Source organism: Bradyrhizobium sp. CCBAU 11357 (genome assembly GCF_028128865.1).
Lineage (GTDB): Bacteria > Pseudomonadota > Alphaproteobacteria > Rhizobiales > Xanthobacteraceae > Bradyrhizobium.
Window position 1 is genome coordinate 67,208 of record NZ_LBJW01000099.1, and the last position, 18,487, is coordinate 85,694.

At 64.8% G+C, this 18,487-nt stretch carries 19 protein-coding genes; 7 read left to right on the plus strand and 12 right to left on the minus strand.

Features of this window, described 5'->3' with window-relative positions; translation table 11 throughout:
• Positions 1 to 22: 22 nt before the first annotated feature.
• From XI05_RS17355 to XI05_RS17380, 6 genes are all read right to left on the minus strand, one after another.
• Positions 23 to 340, minus strand: a complete 318-nt coding sequence (locus tag XI05_RS17355) for a proton-translocating transhydrogenase family protein (protein ID WP_014492434.1) — start codon at positions 338 to 340, stop codon at positions 23 to 25.
• A gap of 11 nt (positions 341 to 351) precedes the next feature.
• Positions 352 to 1,479 carry a Re/Si-specific NAD(P)(+) transhydrogenase subunit alpha gene (locus tag XI05_RS17360; protein ID WP_212254280.1) on the minus strand — a complete coding sequence of 376 codons (1,128 nt, stop codon included), beginning with the start codon at positions 1,477 to 1,479 and terminating at the stop codon, positions 352 to 354.
• A 137-nt stretch (positions 1,480 to 1,616) separates the two neighbouring features.
• A complete protein-coding gene (locus XI05_RS17365) occupies positions 1,617 to 1,769 on the minus strand; it encodes an aa3-type cytochrome c oxidase subunit IV (RefSeq protein ID WP_008136857.1) in 153 nt (50 codons plus the stop codon).
• Between the two features lie 97 nt (positions 1,770 to 1,866).
• Positions 1,867 to 2,262: a type II toxin-antitoxin system death-on-curing family toxin gene (locus tag XI05_RS17370; RefSeq protein ID WP_271503801.1), complete on the minus strand. Its 396-nt coding sequence runs from the start codon at positions 2,260 to 2,262 to the stop codon at positions 1,867 to 1,869.
• Positions 2,263 to 2,274: 12 nt separating this feature from the next.
• Entirely contained in the window at positions 2,275 to 2,499 is a 225-nt protein-coding gene (locus tag XI05_RS17375) for an AbrB family transcriptional regulator (RefSeq protein ID WP_018641564.1), read from the minus strand.
• Between the two features lie 100 nt (positions 2,500 to 2,599).
• Positions 2,600 to 4,522: a M3 family oligoendopeptidase gene (locus tag XI05_RS17380; RefSeq protein WP_271503804.1), complete on the minus strand. Its 1,923-nt coding sequence runs from the start codon at positions 4,520 to 4,522 to the stop codon at positions 2,600 to 2,602.
• A 127-nt stretch (positions 4,523 to 4,649) separates the two neighbouring features.
• On the opposite strand from XI05_RS17380, the gene XI05_RS17385 reads away from it, so the two are divergent.
• The 3 genes from XI05_RS17385 to XI05_RS17395 all read left to right on the plus strand — a co-directional run bounded on the left by XI05_RS17385 (position 4,650) and on the right by XI05_RS17395 (position 10,553).
• Positions 4,650 to 6,146 (plus strand): sigma-54-dependent transcriptional regulator, encoded by a 1,497-nt coding sequence (locus XI05_RS17385; RefSeq protein ID WP_271503807.1) that lies wholly within the window; start codon positions 4,650 to 4,652, stop codon positions 6,144 to 6,146.
• Between the two features lie 351 nt (positions 6,147 to 6,497).
• Complete coding sequence (locus XI05_RS17390) at positions 6,498 to 8,672, plus strand: L,D-transpeptidase family protein (protein ID WP_271503809.1); 2,175 nt, start codon at positions 6,498 to 6,500, stop codon at positions 8,670 to 8,672.
• A 288-nt stretch (positions 8,673 to 8,960) separates the two neighbouring features.
• Positions 8,961 to 10,553, plus strand: a complete 1,593-nt coding sequence (locus XI05_RS17395; RefSeq protein ID WP_271503812.1) for a DUF882 domain-containing protein — start codon at positions 8,961 to 8,963, stop codon at positions 10,551 to 10,553.
• 72 nt (positions 10,554 to 10,625) lie between these two features.
• On the opposite strand, the gene XI05_RS17400 is transcribed toward XI05_RS17395, so the two are convergent.
• The 3 genes from XI05_RS17400 to XI05_RS17410 all read right to left on the minus strand — a co-directional run bounded on the left by XI05_RS17400 (position 10,626) and on the right by XI05_RS17410 (position 13,249).
• The gene (locus XI05_RS17400; protein WP_271503815.1) at positions 10,626 to 12,389 is read right to left on the minus strand and encodes an adenylate/guanylate cyclase domain-containing protein; all 1,764 of its coding nucleotides are present in this window, start codon (positions 12,387 to 12,389) and stop codon (positions 10,626 to 10,628) included.
• Positions 12,390 to 12,475: 86 nt separating this feature from the next.
• The gene (locus tag XI05_RS17405; protein WP_018641571.1) at positions 12,476 to 12,748 is read right to left on the minus strand and encodes a DUF2312 domain-containing protein; all 273 of its coding nucleotides are present in this window, start codon (positions 12,746 to 12,748) and stop codon (positions 12,476 to 12,478) included.
• Between the two features lie 195 nt (positions 12,749 to 12,943).
• Positions 12,944 to 13,249 carry a DUF1244 domain-containing protein gene (locus XI05_RS17410; protein WP_271503819.1) on the minus strand — a complete coding sequence of 102 codons (306 nt, stop codon included), beginning with the start codon at positions 13,247 to 13,249 and terminating at the stop codon, positions 12,944 to 12,946.
• Positions 13,250 to 13,404: 155 nt separating this feature from the next.
• Here XI05_RS17410 and XI05_RS17415 point away from each other — a divergent pair, with 155 nt between their 5' ends.
• Both XI05_RS17415 and pyk read left to right on the plus strand, forming a co-directional pair.
• Entirely contained in the window at positions 13,405 to 13,986 is a 582-nt protein-coding gene (locus XI05_RS17415) for a DUF1036 domain-containing protein (RefSeq protein WP_271503822.1), read from the plus strand.
• Positions 13,983 to 15,419, plus strand: a complete 1,437-nt coding sequence (gene pyk, locus XI05_RS17420) for a pyruvate kinase (protein ID WP_271503825.1) — start codon at positions 13,983 to 13,985, stop codon at positions 15,417 to 15,419. Before XI05_RS17415 ends, pyk begins: the two co-directional genes overlap by 4 nt.
• Before the next feature lie 153 nt (positions 15,420 to 15,572).
• Here the strand turns inward: pyk and XI05_RS17425 are convergent, their stop codons facing one another.
• Positions 15,573 to 16,253 carry a TetR/AcrR family transcriptional regulator gene (locus XI05_RS17425; protein ID WP_271503827.1) on the minus strand — a complete coding sequence of 227 codons (681 nt, stop codon included), beginning with the start codon at positions 16,251 to 16,253 and terminating at the stop codon, positions 15,573 to 15,575.
• A 319-nt stretch (positions 16,254 to 16,572) separates the two neighbouring features.
• Here XI05_RS17425 and XI05_RS17430 point away from each other — a divergent pair, with 319 nt between their 5' ends.
• Entirely contained in the window at positions 16,573 to 16,767 is a 195-nt protein-coding gene (locus tag XI05_RS17430; protein WP_271503830.1) for a hypothetical protein, read from the plus strand.
• A 173-nt stretch (positions 16,768 to 16,940) separates the two neighbouring features.
• Here the strand turns inward: XI05_RS17430 and XI05_RS17435 are convergent, their stop codons facing one another.
• The gene (locus XI05_RS17435; protein ID WP_271503832.1) at positions 16,941 to 17,168 is read right to left on the minus strand and encodes a hypothetical protein; all 228 of its coding nucleotides are present in this window, start codon (positions 17,166 to 17,168) and stop codon (positions 16,941 to 16,943) included.
• A gap of 178 nt (positions 17,169 to 17,346) precedes the next feature.
• Here XI05_RS17435 and XI05_RS17440 point away from each other — a divergent pair, with 178 nt between their 5' ends.
• Positions 17,347 to 17,751: a VOC family protein gene (locus XI05_RS17440; protein ID WP_271503835.1), complete on the plus strand. Its 405-nt coding sequence runs from the start codon at positions 17,347 to 17,349 to the stop codon at positions 17,749 to 17,751.
• A 118-nt stretch (positions 17,752 to 17,869) separates the two neighbouring features.
• Here the strand turns inward: XI05_RS17440 and XI05_RS17445 are convergent, their stop codons facing one another.
• The gene (locus XI05_RS17445) at positions 17,870 to 18,136 is read right to left on the minus strand and encodes a hypothetical protein (protein ID WP_271503838.1); all 267 of its coding nucleotides are present in this window, start codon (positions 18,134 to 18,136) and stop codon (positions 17,870 to 17,872) included.
• Positions 18,137 to 18,487: the final 351 nt, after the last annotated feature.

Here is an 18,487-nt window from a genome sequence, read left to right on the forward strand (position 1 = left end):
CCCATCAGCCCGAGGTGGCCGCTCACTTCGACTTCTTCTTGTACATCGCCAGCATGCGCTGGGTGACAAGGAAGCCGCCGAAGATGTTGATGCAGGCAAAGATCAGCGCGACGAAACCGAAGGCTCGCGCCCAGCCGGAGCCGCTCGAAACATTGGCGACGCCGCCGGCAAGCAGCGCACCGACCACGATCACCGAGGAGATCGCGTTGGTCACGCTCATCAGCGGCGTGTGCAGCGCGGGTGTCACCGACCACACCACGAAGTAGCCGACGAAGACGGCGAGGACGAAGATCGACAGCCGGAAGATGAAGGGGTCGACGACCTGTGCAGCGTGCTCCATAACGGGTCTCCTTAAGCCTTCGGCTGGAAGTTCGGGTGGATCACGGCGCCGTCCTTGGTGAGCGCGGTGGCCTTGACGAGCTCGTCGTCCCAGTTCACGGCGAGCTTCTTCTCGTTCTTGTCGACCATGGTCTCGATGAAGGAGAACAGATTGCGGGCATAGAGGCTGGAGGCCGAGGCTGCAACGCGGCCGGCGACGTTGGTGTAGCCCACGATCTTGATGCCATCGAGGTCGACGACCTCGCCGGCCTTGGCGCCCTCGACATTGCCGCCGCGCTCGACGGCGAGATCGACCAGCACCGAGCCGGGCTTCATCGATCTCACCATGTCGGCACTGACGAGCTTCGGCGCCGGCCGGCCCGGAATCAGCGCGGTGGTGATGACGATGTCCTGCTTCTTGATGTGCTCGGCAGTGAGCGCGGCCTGCTTGGCCTGGTACTCTTTGGACATTTCCTTGGCGTAGCCGCCGGCGGTCTGTGCGTTCTTGAACTCCTCGTCCTCGACGGCGAGGAACTTTGCGCCGAGCGACTCGACCTGTTCCTTGGTGGCGGGTCGGACGTCGGTCGCGGTCACCACGGCGCCGAGACGGCGGGCGGTCGCGATCGCCTGGAGGCCGGCGACGCCGACGCCCATCACGAACACCTTGGCGGCGGGCACGGTGCCGGCTGCGGTCATCATCATCGGAAAGGCGCGGCCGAAGGCCTCGGCGCCCTCGATCACGGCACGGTAGCCGGCGAGGTTGGCCTGCGAGGACAGCACGTCCATCACCTGCGCGCGGGTGATGCGCGGCATCAATTCCATCGCGAAGGCCGCGACGCCCGCATCCGCGATCGTCTTCAGCGCGGCCTCGTTGCCGTAAGGGTCCATGATGGCGATGACGAGGGCGCCGCGCTTGTACTGCGCAAGCTCGGATGCCTCGGGACGCTTCACCTTGATGATGATGTCGGCGTCCTTGAGCGCGTCTGCGCTGACGGTGGCGCCCACGGCGGTGAATTCGGAATCCGGCAGGCCCGACTTGATGCCGGCGCCGGGCTCGACGGCGATCTCGGCGCCGAGCGCCTTGAATTTTTTCACCGTATCAGGCGAAGCGGCGACGCGCGGCTCCGACGGATCGATTTCCTTGGCAACGGCGATCTTCATAGGCCCTCCGGCGACGCGGGACAAAGCGCGCACGCGAACTTAGCGTTACTCCCGCAACGTTGGATACCGGTTTTAGAACCGGCTTGAATGCAAATTTTATGGGCACCGACAGCGCTGGCGGTGCGGCAACGGATCGATCAGGTGAGGAAGATCGCCATCAGGATCACGATGAGCGCGACCGAGGCCGTGCCGTATTTCACCAGCTTGATGAAACCCTCATAGGTCTGCTCGTGGGCAACGTAGTCGTTGCCGTCGGCAGTGGTGTACGCCACTTCGCTATGATCAGCCATGGAATGTCCCCAGTCGAACGTCGAATTCTCGGGCTGGGATACCTGAAAGATTTAGACAGGGCAACGGCACCGAAGCGGGGTTTTCCCGCAAATCGGGTCATTTGGAATTCCAATTGTCGCGGATCCAGCGCGCGAGGCTCTGCTCGCTGACTTCGCCGGCGGCGAGAGAGAGGATGATGGTCGTCGCTTCCGCCGGATCGGGACTGAACGCCACGCCATTCTTGTGCAGAAAAATCATCATCGCCATGAAGGCAATACGTTTGTTTCCATCGACAAACGCATGATTCTTCGCGAGCCCGAATGCATGGGCTGCGGCAAGCTCGTCCAACGGCGCCTGCTCGTAGCGCCATTTGTTGATCGGTCGATCGAGCGCGGACCGCAACATGCCTTCGTCACGCAGTCCAGGCGCCCCTCCAAAGCGTCGGAGTTGCCGGCCGTGAATGGCGACGGCCTGCTCGTAGGTAATCCAGAGCGGCTCCTGAGGATCGCTCATTGCATGAGCCGACTATTTCGCAAGCGCCGCGAGCGTGTCGCGATACTTGTCCATCACCTCGTCGGCGATTTCCATCGTCCGCTCGAAGTCGGGATCGTATGGCAGCAACTGAAAACCACCGCCGGGTAATTCCACGATGTGCAATTGCTGTCCGCGCTTGAGATCGAGCCGCTGCATCAATTCACGGGGCAGCAGTAGCCCGTCGGAATTGCCAATCTTCTTGATCTCGATCTTCATGGCATGGGCTCCAGCGAGTTATACATATGTATAACATCACCGAAGCCTAAGTTCAACAGATGTTTTACGTGCGACCCATCTCCAAAAGCGCCCGCGCGCCTCAGCCCATCGCCTCGAGCTCGTCGATCATCCCCGCGATGACGCTGAGCCCGCCGTCCCAGAACTTCGGGTCCTTCGCATCGAGCCCGAACGGGCGCAGCAGCTCGGAATAGTGCTTGGTGCCGCCGGCGGCGAGCATGTCGAGATAGCGCTCGGCAAAACCCTCGGCCGCGTTCTCATAGACCGCATAGAGCGAGTTCACGAGACAGTCGCCGAATGCGTAGGCGTAGACGTAGAACGGCGAGTGGATGAAGTGCGGGATGTACATCCAGTAATTCTCATAGCCCGCCTTGATCTCGATCGCCGGTCCCAGGCTCTCGCCCTGCACCGACAGCCAGATCTCGCCGAGCCGCGCCGCGGTGAGCTCGCCGTTCTTGCGCTCGGTGTGGACCGCGCGCTCGAAGGAATAGAACGCGATCTGCCGCACCACGGTGTTGATCATGTCCTCGACCTTGCCGGCGAGCAGCGCCTGGCGCTGCTTCGCGTTCTTGGTCTGGGCCAGCAGTCGCTTGAAGGTGAGCATTTCGCCGAACACGCTCGCGGTCTCCGCCAGCGTCAGCGGCGTCGGCGCCATCAGCGCACCGTTCTTTGCCGCGAGCACCTGATGGACGCCATGGCCGAGCTCATGCGCGAGCGTCATCACGTCGCGCGGCTTGCCCTGGTAGTTCATCAGCACGTAAGGATGCGCCGACGGTGTGGTCGGATGCGAGAACGCCCCCGGCGCCTTGCCCGGCCGCACCGGCGCGTCGATCCAGCGGTCGGTGAAGAAGCGCTCGGCGATATCGGCCATTTTGGGCGAGAAGCCGCGATAGGCCGTCAGCACCATGCTGCGCGCCTCCGGCCAGGCGATGACGTCGGTCGCCGCAAAGGGCAGCGGCGCGTTGCGGTCCCAATAGGCCAGCCGCTTCTTGCCGAACCATTTCGCCTTCAGCGCATAATAGCGATGCGACAGTTTCGGATAGGCTGCGCGCACCGAGGCGACCAGCGCGTCGACGACCTCGCGCTCGACGCGATTGTTCAGATGGCGGGAATCGGCAACGTCCTTGAAGCCGCGCCAACGGTCGGAGATGTCCTTGTCCTTGGCGAGCGTGTTGGTGATCAGCGCAAAGGTACGCTCGTTGGTCTTGAAGGTCTTCGCCAGCGCCTCCGCCGCGCTCTTGCGCTTGGAGCCGTCGCGGTCCTGCAACAGGTTGAGCGTGGGCTCGATCGCGAGCTCCTTGGTGCCGATCTTGAAACGCAGGCCGGAGATGGTCTGGTCGAACAGCCGGTTGAAGGCAGAATAGCCGGTCTGCGCCTTCTCGAGGAAAAGCTGCTCGAGCTTGTCGTCGAGCTGGTACGGCTTCTCCTTGCGCAGATCCTCGATCCAGGGACGGTAGTGCGCGAGCTCGGCGGCCTGCATCGCGCGATTCAAAATATCGTCATCGATCCTGTTGAGCTCGAGCGCGAAGAACAACAGATGCGTGGACGCCGCCGTCAGCCGCTCGGACACATCGCCGTAAAACTTTGAAATCGCAGGGTCCACGCTGTCGCCGGCATGGACGAGGCCGGCATAGGAGCCGAGACGGCCGGCGAGATCGTCGATCGCCTCATAGCGTCGCACCGCTTCGGCGAGCCATTTTCCGCCATCTTCGTTTGCTGTCCCTGTCGCCAGCTTGCCCTTGTAGTCCGTCTCGAAGGCGACGCAGTCGGCATCCATTTTCTCGAGATCGCGCGCCACTTCCGGCGCGCCGATCCCGGAGTAGAGGTCGGCCAGGTTCCACTCCGGAAGCTTGCCGGTCTTGCTTGCAGCTTTGGAGGGTCTGGCCTTGGCGGCGGATTTCTTGGTGCTTGGCTTGCGGAGAGCGGGCTTGCTGGGAGCGGACTTCTTGAGAGCGGTCGTCTTAAGAGCGGGCTTGTTCGAGGCAGACTTGGAGCGCGAATTCATTGTGTGGGAAACCTGTGTTCAACAATCGCGGAGGCGGGCGGGGGCATCAAGGATTAAGCGTGCGTTAATCGGCTTCGGCCAGAGTGCCCCGATTCGAGACAGATAGTAGTAGCGTGCGGGGAACACCATGGCTGCCAGTATTTTGATCGCCGACGACGACGCTGTAGCCCGCCGGCTGGTCGAGAACATGGTGCAGAAATGCGGCTATGAGACGGTCGTCGTGGACTCCGGCGACGCCGCAATCGCCGCCCTCACCGCCCCCGACGGACCGGCCATCGACGCCGTCATCCTCGATCTCGTGATGCCCGGCCTCGACGGCATGGGCGTATTGGCCAAGATCCGCGAAGCCGGCCTGAGCGTCCCCGTCATCGTGCAGACCGCCCATGGCGGCATCGACAACGTGATCTCCGCGATGCGCGCGGGCGCGGCCGATTTCGTCGTCAAGCCGGTCGGCGTCGAGCGGCTCCAGGTCTCGCTGCGCAACGCGCTCAACACGTCCGCGCTCAAGGGCGAATTGCAGCGCATCCGTCACAGCCGCGAAGGACGGCTCACCTTCTCCGACATCATCACCCGCTCCGAAGCGATGGCGGGCGTGATGCGTGCCGCCCAGAAGGCGGCAAACTCGGCGATCCCCGTGCTGATCGAGGGCGAGTCCGGCGTCGGCAAGGAGATGTTCGCGCGCGCCATCCATGGCAGCGGCGAGCGCAAGGCCAAGCCGTTCGTCGCGGTCAATTGCGGCGCGATTCCAGACAACCTCGTCGAGTCCATCCTGTTCGGGCATGAGAAGGGCGCCTTCACCGGCGCCACCGAGCGGCACACCGGCAAGTTCGTCGAGGCTCATGGCGGCACGCTGTTTCTGGACGAGGTCAGCGAGCTGCCGCTGACGGCGCAAGTGAAGCTGCTGCGCGCGCTCCAGGAAGGCGCCGTGGAATCGGTCGGCGGCCGCAAGCCGCTCAAGGTCGACGTCCGCATCATCTCGGCCACCAATCGCAAGCTGCTGGAGCGGGTCAAGCAGGGACATTTCCGCGAAGACCTGTTCTATCGGCTGCACGTGTTGCCGCTGACGATCCCCTCGCTGCGCGCGCGGCGCGAGGATATCCCGCATCTGCTCAGGCATTTCATCGCGCGCTTCGCCGCCGAGGAGAACCGCCCGATCACCGGGATCAGCGGCGAGGCGGTGGCCCACCTTGCCCAGCTGGACTGGCCCGGCAACATCCGCCAGCTCGAGAACGCGGTCTACCGCGCCGTGGTGATGAGCGACGGAGACCAGCTCGCTCTCGGCGACTTCCCGCTGCTCGCCTCGCAGCCACATCCCGCCACGGAAATTCCGACCGCCCCGCTGATGCTCGAGCCGGCGGCGGCACCCTCGCTGGTATCGGGTAATGAGATACCAATCGCTCCGCTCCCCCTGGTGGGGACGCTCTCCATGCTCACTGCGACCGGGGATGTTCGCCCGCTGGACAACATGGAGAACGAGATCATCCGGTTCGCGATCTCGCACTATCGCGGCCAGATGTCCGAAGTGGCCCGCCGCCTCAAGATCGGCCGCTCCACGCTCTATCGCAAACTCGACGAGGCCGGGGTTCCCGGGCATGGCGGCAAAAGCGGCGAGGAGACGCATTGAGCCCAGTGAGAACGGGGGTTCGCGCGCCGCTGCGAGTCCGCTCTAAACCGTTCGCATGACGACAGAATTCGGTTGCGATTTGAACCGTGACTTGGAAGTGACAGACAGAGGGAAAAGCGCGTGGCAGAAGCGTACAATCCGTTGCCAAGAGGCTCCCTTGAAGTCAGTTTGTCGTGAGTCGTCCCGAGTAGCGCTGGCTGCGAAATCGGGGCCTGTATATCGTCTGCGTCAGAATCGTTGCGTGCAGGCGTGCAACTTTCGAGAGGCCGGCGCGGTTTTAGCCGTAACTCATCACTAGGCGATAACGAAGCTGTTCCACGAAGGAACAGCTCACCCGAGGGGTGCGACACAATGCGTGACTGTTTGAACCATCGTGTGGGCTTTGACCGTGTCTTGATGACGGTCGCGGCAACCTTCCTCACGGTGTCGGCCAGCTCGGCCCTGGCGCAGGATCAGGTGCGCAGCAGCGCCGCCGAGCTCGCGATCGAAGCTGCGATCCCGCGCCCCGAGCCCGCAAACGTCCCGCCCCCGACTGCAGCCGACATCAAGCTCGACACCACCGCCACGGTGCAGGATTCGACGAAGGACGCTGCGAGGGACTCCGCCAAGACGGACGTCGCACCAGTGCCGGACAAGGTCGAGACCAAGCCGTCCGACGTTGCCACCACACCCGCGCCAGAAGCGCCGAAGGGCGAGACTGCGAAAACCGAGCCGGCAAAGGCCGAGCCTCCCAAGGCTGACACTGCAACCGCCACACCGGCGGCTCCCGCAGCACCGGCCGCAGAGCCGGTGAAGGCCGCAAGCACCGTGCCCGCCGCCGACCAGCCGGTCGCGGACAGGCTCAAGGACATGATCGGCGCCAAGACCTCGCGCCATTTCGACCGCAAGAACGAGCGGGCGGCCGTCGAGAAGTTTTACGGCGCGCGCGACTTCGCGCCGGTCTGGACGCAAGGCGGCAGCCTGACTGCTGCGGCCAAGGGCGTGATCGCGCGGCTCAAGGACGCGGCCTCCGACGGTCTCAATCCCGCCGACTATCCGGTGCCGGATTTCGCCGCCGCCACGACGCCCGATGCGCTGGCCGATGCCGAGCTCAAGCTTACCGCCGGGATGTTCGATTATGCGCGCCACGCCCAGAGCGGCCGCATGCATTGGTCGCAGGTCAGCGGCGACATCCTCTATCCCGAGCACCCGGTCGACCCCGGCGAGGTGCTCGCCAAGGTCACGACCGCGAGCGATACCTCTGCGGCGCTCGACAGCTACAACCCGCCGCACAAGCTCTACAAGGAGCTGAAGGCCAAGCTCGCCGAACTGCGCGGCCAGGGCAGCGGTCCGGTGATCGAGATCGCCGACGGTCCGGCGCTGAAATATACCCCGGCCGGCAAGAAGCAGGCTGAGATCGTCGTGGATGATCCGCGCGTGCCGCAACTGCGCGCCAAGCTCGGCCTCGCCGAGAATGCCAGCGACACCCGCTACGACGCCGCGGTGGCCGAAGCCGTGCGCAAATTCCAGACCAGCGTCGAGCTGAAGCCGACCGGCATCCTCGACGACAAGACGGTCAAGGCGCTCAACACCCCCAAGCGCGACAAGCAGATCGACGTGGTGCTGGTGAACATGGAGCGCTGGCGCTGGCTGCCGCGCGACCTCGGCACGCCGGCGCTGGGCGATGCCTATGTCATCCTCAACATTCCGGACTTCACGCTGAAGGTGATGCAGCGCGGCCAGCAGGTCTGGACCACCCGTGTCGTGACCGGCAAGCCGGGGTCGCATGCGACCCCGCTGCTCACCGAGACGATGAAGTACATCACGGTCAATCCGACCTGGAACGTGCCGCCGTCGATCGTCTACAACGAATACCTGCCGGCGTTGCAGCAGGACCCGACCGTGCTTCAGCGCATGGGCCTCAGGCTCGAGCAGAACCGCGACGGTTCGGTGCACATCTCGCAGCCGCCCGGCGAGGCCAACGCGCTGGGCCGCATCCGCTTCAACTTCCCGAACAAGTTCCTGGTCTATCAGCACGACACGCCGGACAAGCATTTGTTCGCCAGGGACGAGCGCGCCTTCAGCCATGGCTGCATGCGCGTGCAGAATCCGGATCAGTACGCCTCCGTGCTGCTCAACATCGCCATGCCGGGCGAGAAGTACACGCCGGAGCGCGTGCGCAGCATGTACGGCAAGAGCGAGATCGACCTGAAATTCCCGACGCCGATCCCGGTCAACATCACCTATCAGACCGCGTTCGTGGACGACGCCGGCAAGCTGCAATTCCGCAAGGACGTCTATGGCCGCGACGCGACCATGATCAACATCCTGAAGAACAACCGCGGCAAGGACCTCGAGGCCGTCGTGGCGCATTCCCAGCCGAGCTATTCGCGTCCGGCGACGACGCTGCCCTCCGGGGTGGCCGTGGCTAACAGCGGCTTCGGCTCGTCCGGGCCCAATTTCTTCGAGCGGCTGTTCGGGGCGCCCACCCAGGCCGCGCCGCCGGCGCCGGTCGGCCGCCGTCCGCAGCGGGTGTTTACCCGCTGAGCCTCGCTCGGCACCCTTGGCTTACAAGGAATTGTACAATGAAATCAGCGGCCTCATCCCCAGGATGAGGCCGCTTAACGTTAACCATGCTGCGACCCGCCCTGGGGCAGCGGGCGTTTTTTTGCCACAGTCAACGGCTTAGGATCGTATTCTGACTTGGTTTGGGGGCGGGAAGGTCAACTTCAAATTAACCTTCTCGCTTTAAGAAAGCGTTCATCCTCTTTCGCGCTGCTAACGGGGTTGGCGGGAGAGTCCATTTGAACGCTCGTCGACTGGGTGGGCTCATACGTGCTGACTGGTCTCGCACGCCAACTTGCTGTGCTGTCGTTGTCCCATGCGGGCGTGAAGGCCGGATCCCGGATCGGCCTCGCGGCTGCATTGCTGCTTGCGGCCGCCGGTTCGGTTCATGACGCCGCCGCGCTGAACGAGACCAAGACGCTCTCCTTCCACCACACCCATTCCGGCGAAGACCTCACGGTCACCTTCAAGCGCGACGGGCGCTATGACGAAGCGGCGCTGAAGCAGCTCAACCATTTCCTGCGCGACTGGCGCACCCAGGACGAGACGGTGATGGACCGCCGCCTCTTTGACATCCTCTGGGAAGTCTACCGCGACGTCGACGGCAAGCAGCCGATCCAGATCATCTCCTCCTACCGCTCCCCCGCCACTAACGCCATGCTCCGCCGCCGCTCCTCCGGCGTGGCGCGCGCCAGCCAGCATATGCTGGGACATGCGATGGACTTCTACATCCCGGGGGTGCCGCTGGAGCAGATCCGCTTCGCCGGCCTGCGCCTCCAGCGCGGCGGCGTCGGCTTCTATCCGACCTCCGGCTCGCCCTTCGTGCACCTCGACACCGGCAGCGTCCGGCACTGGCCGCGAATGACGCATGACCAGCTCGCGCGCGTGTTCCCGGACGGCAAGACGGTGCATCTGCCGACCGACGGCGTGCCGCTGAAGAACTATGAGCTCGCCAAGGCCGAGATCGAGCGACGCGGCAGCGCCGACGATGCCGGCAGCAAGCCGAATTTCTTCGCCGCGCTGTTCAAGGGCAAGTCGGCAGCTCCGGCCACCAGCGACGAGGATGACGAGGGCGCGCCCGCTCCGGCCGCGAAGCCGGCGGCACCGACCGTCGTCGCAGCCGCCGCCAAGCCCGCCGAGCCGGTGCCGACACCGCGCGCCAAGCCGCAGATCGCCGCAGCGATCCAGCTCGCCTCGGCAGATGCGCAGATCGTCGCGCCGCCCAAGCCGAAGCCCGCGCCCGTGGCTGACAAGCCCGCTTCCGGCAAGCCGGAGACCCCGGCCGACATCATCAATGCGCGCGGCTTCTGGGATGACGTTCCGGCCACGCCGCAGCAGGCGACGCCGGCGCAGATCGCAGCGCTGAAGGCGCGCCAGGCGCTGGCCGCGGCCACCGATCAGCAACCAACCGCCAGCGTGTCCAACGCGGCCCTCCAGGCCCTGGCTTTCGCGCCGGCGGCCTCCCCGGTCGACCGCACCAATGTCGTCGCCGCCTCCGCGCCGATCCCGCGCACCGCCCGCCCCCGCAGCGTGGCTCAGGCGACGGAGATCAACACCGTGGTCGGCAAGAGCATCGACGGCAGGATCGCAACCGCGACCCGCCTCTCCGCGGCCAAGGGCGAGAGCATCTGGCTCAAGATCGTGATGCTGTCGCCGAGCGCCAGCCGCGCGATGTCGGTGACGCTGATGGGCGAGCTCGATACCACGGCGCTCCGCGGCTATTTCGTCAAGCCGAAGGCCGTGATCGCGATGGGCTTCTCCGACGACCCGATGCAGGGCCTGTCCTGCGACAATTTCTCGGGCAGCGCGACCGCAAAGCTCGAGACGACGTCGTTCGTCGTGCGCACCGCCGCGCTGCGCTGAGGCGCATAGCGACCTTCGCGAATTCTTAGCCCATCTTGCGATGATCGCAGGCAGTCTCCTCCGTGCGCCGGATCAAGCCGGCAGGCCTGCCCGAAGGAGGCCTGCCTCATAGCGCTGACGATCGACCTCCCGCTTATAATGCTGGGTGGAAAGATGATTGGCGACGGAAAATGCCGGCTCACGCTTGAGAACTTCGGCCGCGTGCGCGCCGGCAGCCACTGCATTGCCCATCTGCGCGAAGATCCCGGCGAGGAACGCATGATGGGTGTGATCGGGGCGTGAGATCCGCGAGAGGGCTTCGGCGGCTTCGGCGTATTTTTCGGCACAGTAATAGGCACGCCCGAGATGGCTCCAGAATCGTTCCGGGTGATACGGGTTGAGCCGCATCGCCTTCTTGATCCAGTCGATGCCCTCCTCCGGCCGCCCCAGCCAGGTCAGCAGTTCGCCCTGCTGCACCACCACGAGGTCATAGTTCGGGTTGAGCGCGAGCGCGCGTTCCTGATGGTAAGTGGCCTTATCATGGTCGTCGCGATTCAGATTGAGTGCCGCGAGGATGCGGTGGACGTCGCTGTCATTGTCGTCGAGGACCAGCGCGGTTTCCAGCTCTGAAGCCACCTGCTCAAAGGTGGCGTCGCGATCCGCGCACCAATTATAGACCCAGGTCTGGCCCAGAACGCACGCCTTCCACGCATGCGCGTGCGCATAGCTCGCGTCGAGTTCGAGCGCCCGGTCGAGCAGAACTTGCGCCCGCGCATTGTCGTCGCGATTGGAGCGATGGTGCAAGACTTTCGCGGCCAGCACGCATTCGTAGGCCGCCATGTTGTCCGTCGGCTTGCGGTTCGCGCGATCGTGCGTCGCCGCCTCGACGCGGCCGGGCAACGTGGCGGCGATTGCCCGGGTCATCTCGTCCTGGATGGCGAAGATGTCCTTGAGCTCGCCGTCGTAACGCTCGGCCCAAATGTGCCGATCCGTCTCCGCATCGATCAGCTGCACGGTGACGCGGACGCGATCCCCGGCCTTTCGCACGCTTCCCTCGATGACGTAGTCGACACCGAATTCGCGGCCAACATCCTGTACCTTGACCGACTTTCCCTTGTACACGAAGGTCGAGTTGCGCGAGATCACCAGCAGGTCGTGGAAGCGTGAAAGCTCGGTGATGATGTCCTCGGTGAGACCGTCTGCAAAGAACTCCTGCTCCGGATCGCCGCTCATATTGGCGAACGGCAGCACGGCGATCGACGGCTTCTTCGACTTGCCAGTCGGCTTTGCGGCGGCCGTCGCACCCGCTGGCGTGCTTGCCACATCCTCCAATCGGATCCGGTAGACGCGGATGGCGCGCGCGATGTTCTTGACGTTCTGCTCGCCGATGTCCTCGAATGCGACGCCGTCGAGGCGCTCGCCCAGCTGGTCGCGAACCGCGCTGGAGATGCAGATGCCTCCAGGCTCGGCCAGCGTTTCCAGCCGCGCCGCGACGTTGACGCCATCGCCGAAAATGTCGTTTTGATCGACGATGACGTCGCCGAGATTGATGCCGATGCGGAATTGGATCCACCGCGGCGGCGCGACGTCGGCATTGCGCCGCGCCATGCGCCGCTGAACCTCGGCCGCACATAGCACGGCATCGACGACGCTGTGGAATTCCGCGAGCATGCCGTCGCCGGTCGTCTTGATGATACGGCCGCGATTCTTGGCAATGGCGGGATCGATGAGTTCGACACGATGGGTCTTGAGGCGCGCAAGGGTGCCGGCCTCGTCGACCTCCATCAGTCGGCTGAAGCCGACCATGTCGGCGGCGAGAACCGCGGCAAGCCTGCGCTCTGGTCCGGGCACGTCCATCGCTCGGTCCCTTCACCGAGCAATCTAGCAGATGCCGAGATTTTGCCCAAGCTTGGTGCGCTGCAACGCCGACCGGGCGAGGCGCCTCACAGCATGCCCAGTGCCTGCATGTAGGTCTCGAGAATGGTCTCGGCCTCGGCGCGCTCGTTGGGGTCCTGCTTGCGCAGGCGCACGATGGTGCGCAGCGCCTTGACGTCGTAGCCGTTGCCCTTGCTCTCGGCATAGACGTCGCGGATGTCGTCGGAGATCGCCTTCTTCTCTTCCTCCAGCCGCTCGATGCGCTCGATGATGGATTTGAGCTGGTCCTTGGCAAATTTCGTCGCGGGCTCGTCGTCGCGGACGGCGGCGGAGGTGGCCATCTTGGTACTCCCAATGGAACTGGCAAAACGAGGTGACGCCGGCATCCCTCACCGCGCGTGCTGGGTAGACCCTTAGGGTCGCCGCTCCCAGCGTTCAAGCAAGCATCACGCTCGTCCACAGCGCGCCCACACCTTCCTGCACTGATGCAAAGAAAGCTGTTGTGTGGAGCGACTCAGGGCTCGGCGATGGGCCGTTCAATGCCCGTGGGGATGGACCTTCTTCATCGCCTCGAGCTGCTCGGGCGTGGCCGCGCCCTGGTGCTTCGCCTTCCAGGTCTCGTAGGGCATGCCGTAGACGGCCTCCCGGCTCTCGTCCTTGCTCAAGGCGACGCCCTGGGCGTCCGCGGCGTCCTTGAGCCAGTTGGAGAGGCAGTTGCGGCAGAAACCGGCCAGATTCATCAGGTCGATGTTCTGGACGTCCGTCCGGCTCCGCAGATGCTCGACCAGGCGCCGGAAAGCGGCCGCCTCGAGCTCCGTTCTGGTTTTGTCGTCGATTGCCATGGCTGTCGTCCTTAACCGTGCCGGTGGAGGTTAGCGTTAGGGGATCAGGTGGGTGTTGTCACAGATTTTGCCATATCGCGGCGCAAAGGGGCCACGGCCGGGCTGGCCCCGGCCCAACGCCAAATCGTCAATGATCTGGTATAGCTTCCGCGACAATGACGACCGAATCTCCCCGCTCCCCGCTTTACCTGCTCGCCCGGTTGGTCCCGGTGCTGGTGGTCGCTCTGCTGTGCCTTGCCGCCAGCCCCGCCTCCGCCGATTTCCGCCTCTGCAACAACACCTCGAGCCGGGTCGGCATTGCGCTCGGCTACAAGGACGCCGAGGGCTGGACCACCGAGGGCTGGTGGAACATCTCGTCGCGCTCCTGCGAGACGCTGCTGCGGGGCACGCTGGTCGCCCGCTATTACTACATCTACGCCATCGACTACGACCGCGGCGGCGAATGGTCGGGCCAGGCCTTCATGTGCTCGCGCGACAAGGAGTTCACCATCCGCGGCACCGAGGATTGCCTGGCGCGCGGCTATGACCGCACCGGCTATTTCGAGGTCGACACCGGCGAGCAGCGGGCCTGGACGGTGCAGCTGACCGACGCCAACGAACAGCCGGCGCAGCAACGCGTGCCTGGCCTGCCCGGCCCGGTGGGCCCGGGCGGGGTTCCGGGTTTGCCCAATAGCCCGCCCGGTGCTACGCCCCCGGGCTCGCCCGGCCTGCCACCCCCGCCTGGAAATAAGCCATGAGGCGTCTTCGCCGTATCAAGATTCTCGCGACCCTGGGACCGGCCTCTTCAGACCTCGCGATGATCCGCCGCCTGTTCGAGGCCGGCGCCGACCTGTTCCGCATCAACATGAGCCACACACCGCATGACAAGATGCGGGAGCTGGTCGCGACGATCCGCAACGTCGAGTCTAGCTACGGCCGGCCGATCGGCATCCTGGTCGACCTGCAGGGCCCGAAGCTGAGACTGGGCTCCTTTGCCGAAGGGGCGATCCAGCTCCAGAACGGCCAGACCTTCACGCTGGATTCCGACAAGGCGCCGGGCGATGCCACGCGCGTCCATCTCCCGCATCCGGAGATCCTGGCCGCGCTCAGGCCCGGCCATGCGCTGCTGCTCGACGACGGCAAGGTGCGGCTGATCGCGGAGGAGACCTCGAAAGAGCATGCGGTGACGCGTGTCGTGGTCGGCGGCAAGATGAGCGACCGCAAGGGCGTCAGCCTGCCCGACACCGATTTGCCGGTCTCGGCGATGACGCCCAAGGACCGCGCCGACCTCGAGGCGGCCCTCGTCACCGGCGTCGACTGGATCGCGCTGTCCTTCGTGCAGCGCGCCGACGACGTGATCGAGGCCAAGAAGATGATCCGCGGCCGCGCCGCCGTGATGGCCAAGATCGAGAAGCCGCAGGCGATCGACCGCCTCGCCGACATCATCGAGGCTTCCGATGCGCTGATGGTGGCCCGCGGCGACCTCGGCGTCGAGCTGCCGCTGGAGCGGGTGCCGAGCCTGCAGAAGCAGATGACGCGGATGGCGCGCCGCGCCGGCAAGCCGGTGGTGATCGCGACCCAGATGCTGGAATCGATGATCCAGTCGCCGGTGCCGACCCGCGCCGAGGTCTCCGACGTCGCCACCGCGGTCTATGAGGGCGCCGACGCCATCATGCTGTCCGCGGAATCGGCGGCCGGCAAATTCCCGGTCGAGGCGGTCTCGACCATGAACCGCATCGGCGAGGAGGTCGAGCGCGACCCGATTTATCGTTCCGTGCTCACCGCGCAGCGTCCGGCGCCGGAAACCACCGCAGGCGACGCCATCGCCGACGCCGCGCGGCAGATCGCCGAGACGCTCGACCTGCCCGCCCTGATCTGCTGGACCTCGTCGGGCTCGACCGCCGTGCGCGTGGCGCGCGAGCGGCCGAAGCCGCCGATCGTGGCGATCACGCCGAACATCACCGCCGGCCGCCGGCTCGCGGTGACCTGGGGCGTGCATTGCGTGGTGGCGGAGGACGCGCGCGACCAGGACGACATGGTCAGCCGTGCAGGCCAGATCGCGTTCCGGGACGGCTTCGTCCGCGCCGGCCAGCGCGTGATCATCGTCGCCGGCGTGCCGCTCGGCATCCCCGGCACCACCAACATGGTGCGCATCGCCTCGGTCGGCCCCGAGGGCGACGCGAACATGTGAGGCCCGCCGGGGGCTGCCGAACAAAAAGTCGAAAAACAACCCCATGCACAGTAGCCGGCCGCTTGGCCGGATCTTGCCGGGGTTTTACGAAAAGGCATGCTCAGGCAAAGGCCTGAGCGCGATCAGGTCGCCACCGCACGCGCGGCGCGATTTTTACGCGCCGACCAGCGCCTTGGTCGTCGGCAGCAGCGTCTGCTGGACCACGAGGCCGCGGGCGCGGGCGTCCATGACGCCGACGGCGCGCAGCGCCAGCAGCGTCACCGTCTGCACCGCATCGCGCATCTTGACGGGATCTTCGAGACTGTCGGGCGCGAGCGGCCCGACGAGAGCCTCATGCAGCGCCCCAAGCAGCGCGGTGGCGGCGAGCGCGGTGTCCTGCGCCGGCAGATGGCCGGCGCGCACCGCAGCGTCGATCCGGGAGGCGATCTCGCCGGCGATCTCGCGCCGGCTGGCCAGGCGGGAGGCGCTGACATCGACATCGACGGGCTCGGCCAGGATGCCCCAGGCCAGCCTGCGCTGCGACAGCGTATGGACCGCCACCGTGGTGACCGCAGCCGCCAGCGCCGAGGACGGCCCCGGCGCGGCATCCGCCGCCCTTCGGATCGCCGCGAGCTCGTCGCGGGAGACCTCGGCAATGAGCTCGGAGATCAGCTCGGCCTTGGAGGGGAAATAGCGGTAGACGGTGCCGGCTGCGACATTGGCCCGGACCGCGACCGGCGCGATCTGCACCGCCGCCATCCCGCCCTCCGCCGCCGCCTCCCGCGCCGCCGCCAAAATTGCGCTGCGCCGCGCCGCAAGGCGCTTCACCACTTGATGCGTCCGCCGATAAACCATGGCGCGCTTCCTGTCCCACCACGCCGGCCGCACGCCCTGCGGCCGAACGCTTCTCACGCAAAAGATGCAAATCGCCCCGCAAGGACTGAACAACTATTCAGGGTGAATGACAAGATGCAAATGCGTGAAGCGCCATGGTGAGCGGACGAGGGCGTCAAGCCTGCGTCAGTGGCGCGCGGGCTTTCGTCTTGGATTTCGACGGACCCCAGCCCCGGAGCTGAGTTCTTTTCGTCGCCTGTGTACATTTTTGTACAAAGCACCGGAACGCAGTCGCGGTTTCCGACTCATCCCAGGGGGCCATGGATGGGATAAAAAAGACGTGCCGCGCTACACCTCCTTCGCCCGAGAGGCGGCAGCAACGCTGCTGCGAATGGCAAAAACAACAAAGGACCCGCAGGTGGCGTCGGGATTGATCCAGCGAGCGGCCGACCTGAAGGACCGCACGGGCGAGTTGCCCCCGGTTGATATTGAGATTGCCCCCGCGGAGCCAAAGAAGCCACTGACGAAGAACTAAGGCTGCCCCAATTGGCGGCCCTTTCCTCTCGGAACCTAGTTAAATGGCCCCAGCTTCTGGGGGCAATGGGGATGAAGCTGGGGCCGATTGGCGGTGCCCTTGGGGAAGGGCATCGGGAAAACCTGGCAATTGGCAAAGCGTTCCCTCGCCTTGGCGTTTTCCGCCTCAGCTTGTCAGCGATCCTTATCAGGCTTGCCGTTGGGGCTGCCGTCACCGCCGCCATTGCCATAGCCGTTATTGCCCCGCGGGCCATGCACCAAGCCGCCGCCCGAGCGGGCGATGGCTGTGCTGGTGAGGGACGTGGACAGCAAGACGGTGATAACAGGAGGCGTCACCACGGCAAACTTGCCGCAGGTTTTCAGAAACTCCCGCCGGTCATCATCTTCTCGTTCCGTCGTCATTGCACTCTCTCCAAGTCCCTCAGCGGCACCATATAATACCGAGTGGAATTAAATAAATTAAACAGGTTAATGTTCAATCACAAAATGCGACGGAGCGTCGCGGGTAGCATTCCGAGCGGACTTCGGCTTGACCGAGCGGTGATGCGACCGGCGCTTAGAATGCAGAAGGAGAGAAGGGATGCTCAGAAACGCGAAAGTGGCGGCCCGTCTTCCAGCCAAGGACCTGGAGCGCGCTCGGGCCTTCTACTCCGAAAAACTCGGTCTCGAGCCGGCCGAACAGCGTGAGGGTGGATTGCGCTACGTCTGCGCAACTGGCGAGTTTGCGATATTCATCTCGGCCGGGGTGCAATCCGGCACGCATACACAGATGGGCTGGGAAGTAGAGGATCTCGAAGCAACAGTGCGCGAGCTTCGGGCGCGGGGAGTCAAGTTCGAGGAATATGACCTGCCTGGTCTGAAGACAGCGAACGGGATCGCCGACATAGCCGGCAACTACGCCAGCAAGGGTGTAGCTGAGCGAGGCGCGTGGTTCCGCGACAGCGAAGGCAATCTTCTTGGTATCGGACAGCCGGTTCGATCCTGACCGGCGGGCCGCTGCGGTTTCGAATTCACTCAAGGACGTGACCGCCGCTTTTGGCCCATGAACTAAGTTGCGCCTCGTCCCGCTGCAGACTCCTTGCAAACGCCGGTCGGCGTCGCGTTCACACGGCCTCGACGGCGAGCACGCGAACAGCACCGTGGTCATTGAGATACGCGGAGAGACAGTCGCCAAACTCGTCTAAAAGGGCGAGCCCGGCTTCATCAAAATCGTTCGTGCCGCATAGGATCAGAGTCCCGCTTTCGTAGCGACAGTGGACGTCTCGGTGCCATCGACGGTGATCTCGGAATTCAGTTTGGATGTCTTGTGCCGCTATTGCTCCGACAGCAGCATCAATCCCACCGCAAGCAAGCGTAATCTTGAAAGCCATCAGCCCCAACGCGACCATAGATTGGTGCAAGACTACTATGCTGCTTCGCCCCAGTGAATGGCCGCTTTGGTCTTCGGTGCCCTAGGCTCCCGCTGCCTAAGAAACGTGTCCGCAAAACCCGTCGGATGAGAGCTAGCATCGCCTTTTATCACGTCCGCGCATGGCGCGTTCAATCTCTTCAATTGGCGCTAAGGGCATCCTCAGCTAGCGACTGCTCTCTTCTCCGAGCAGCCTGCCATGTGGCCGATTGGCCCGTTGCACACCTCGGGCGCGCTCGACTAGGCTTGTCATCGGACCGCCGGCCGCCGTTGCCGACACGATCATCCCGCAGCCAATCGAGTTAATGCAGAC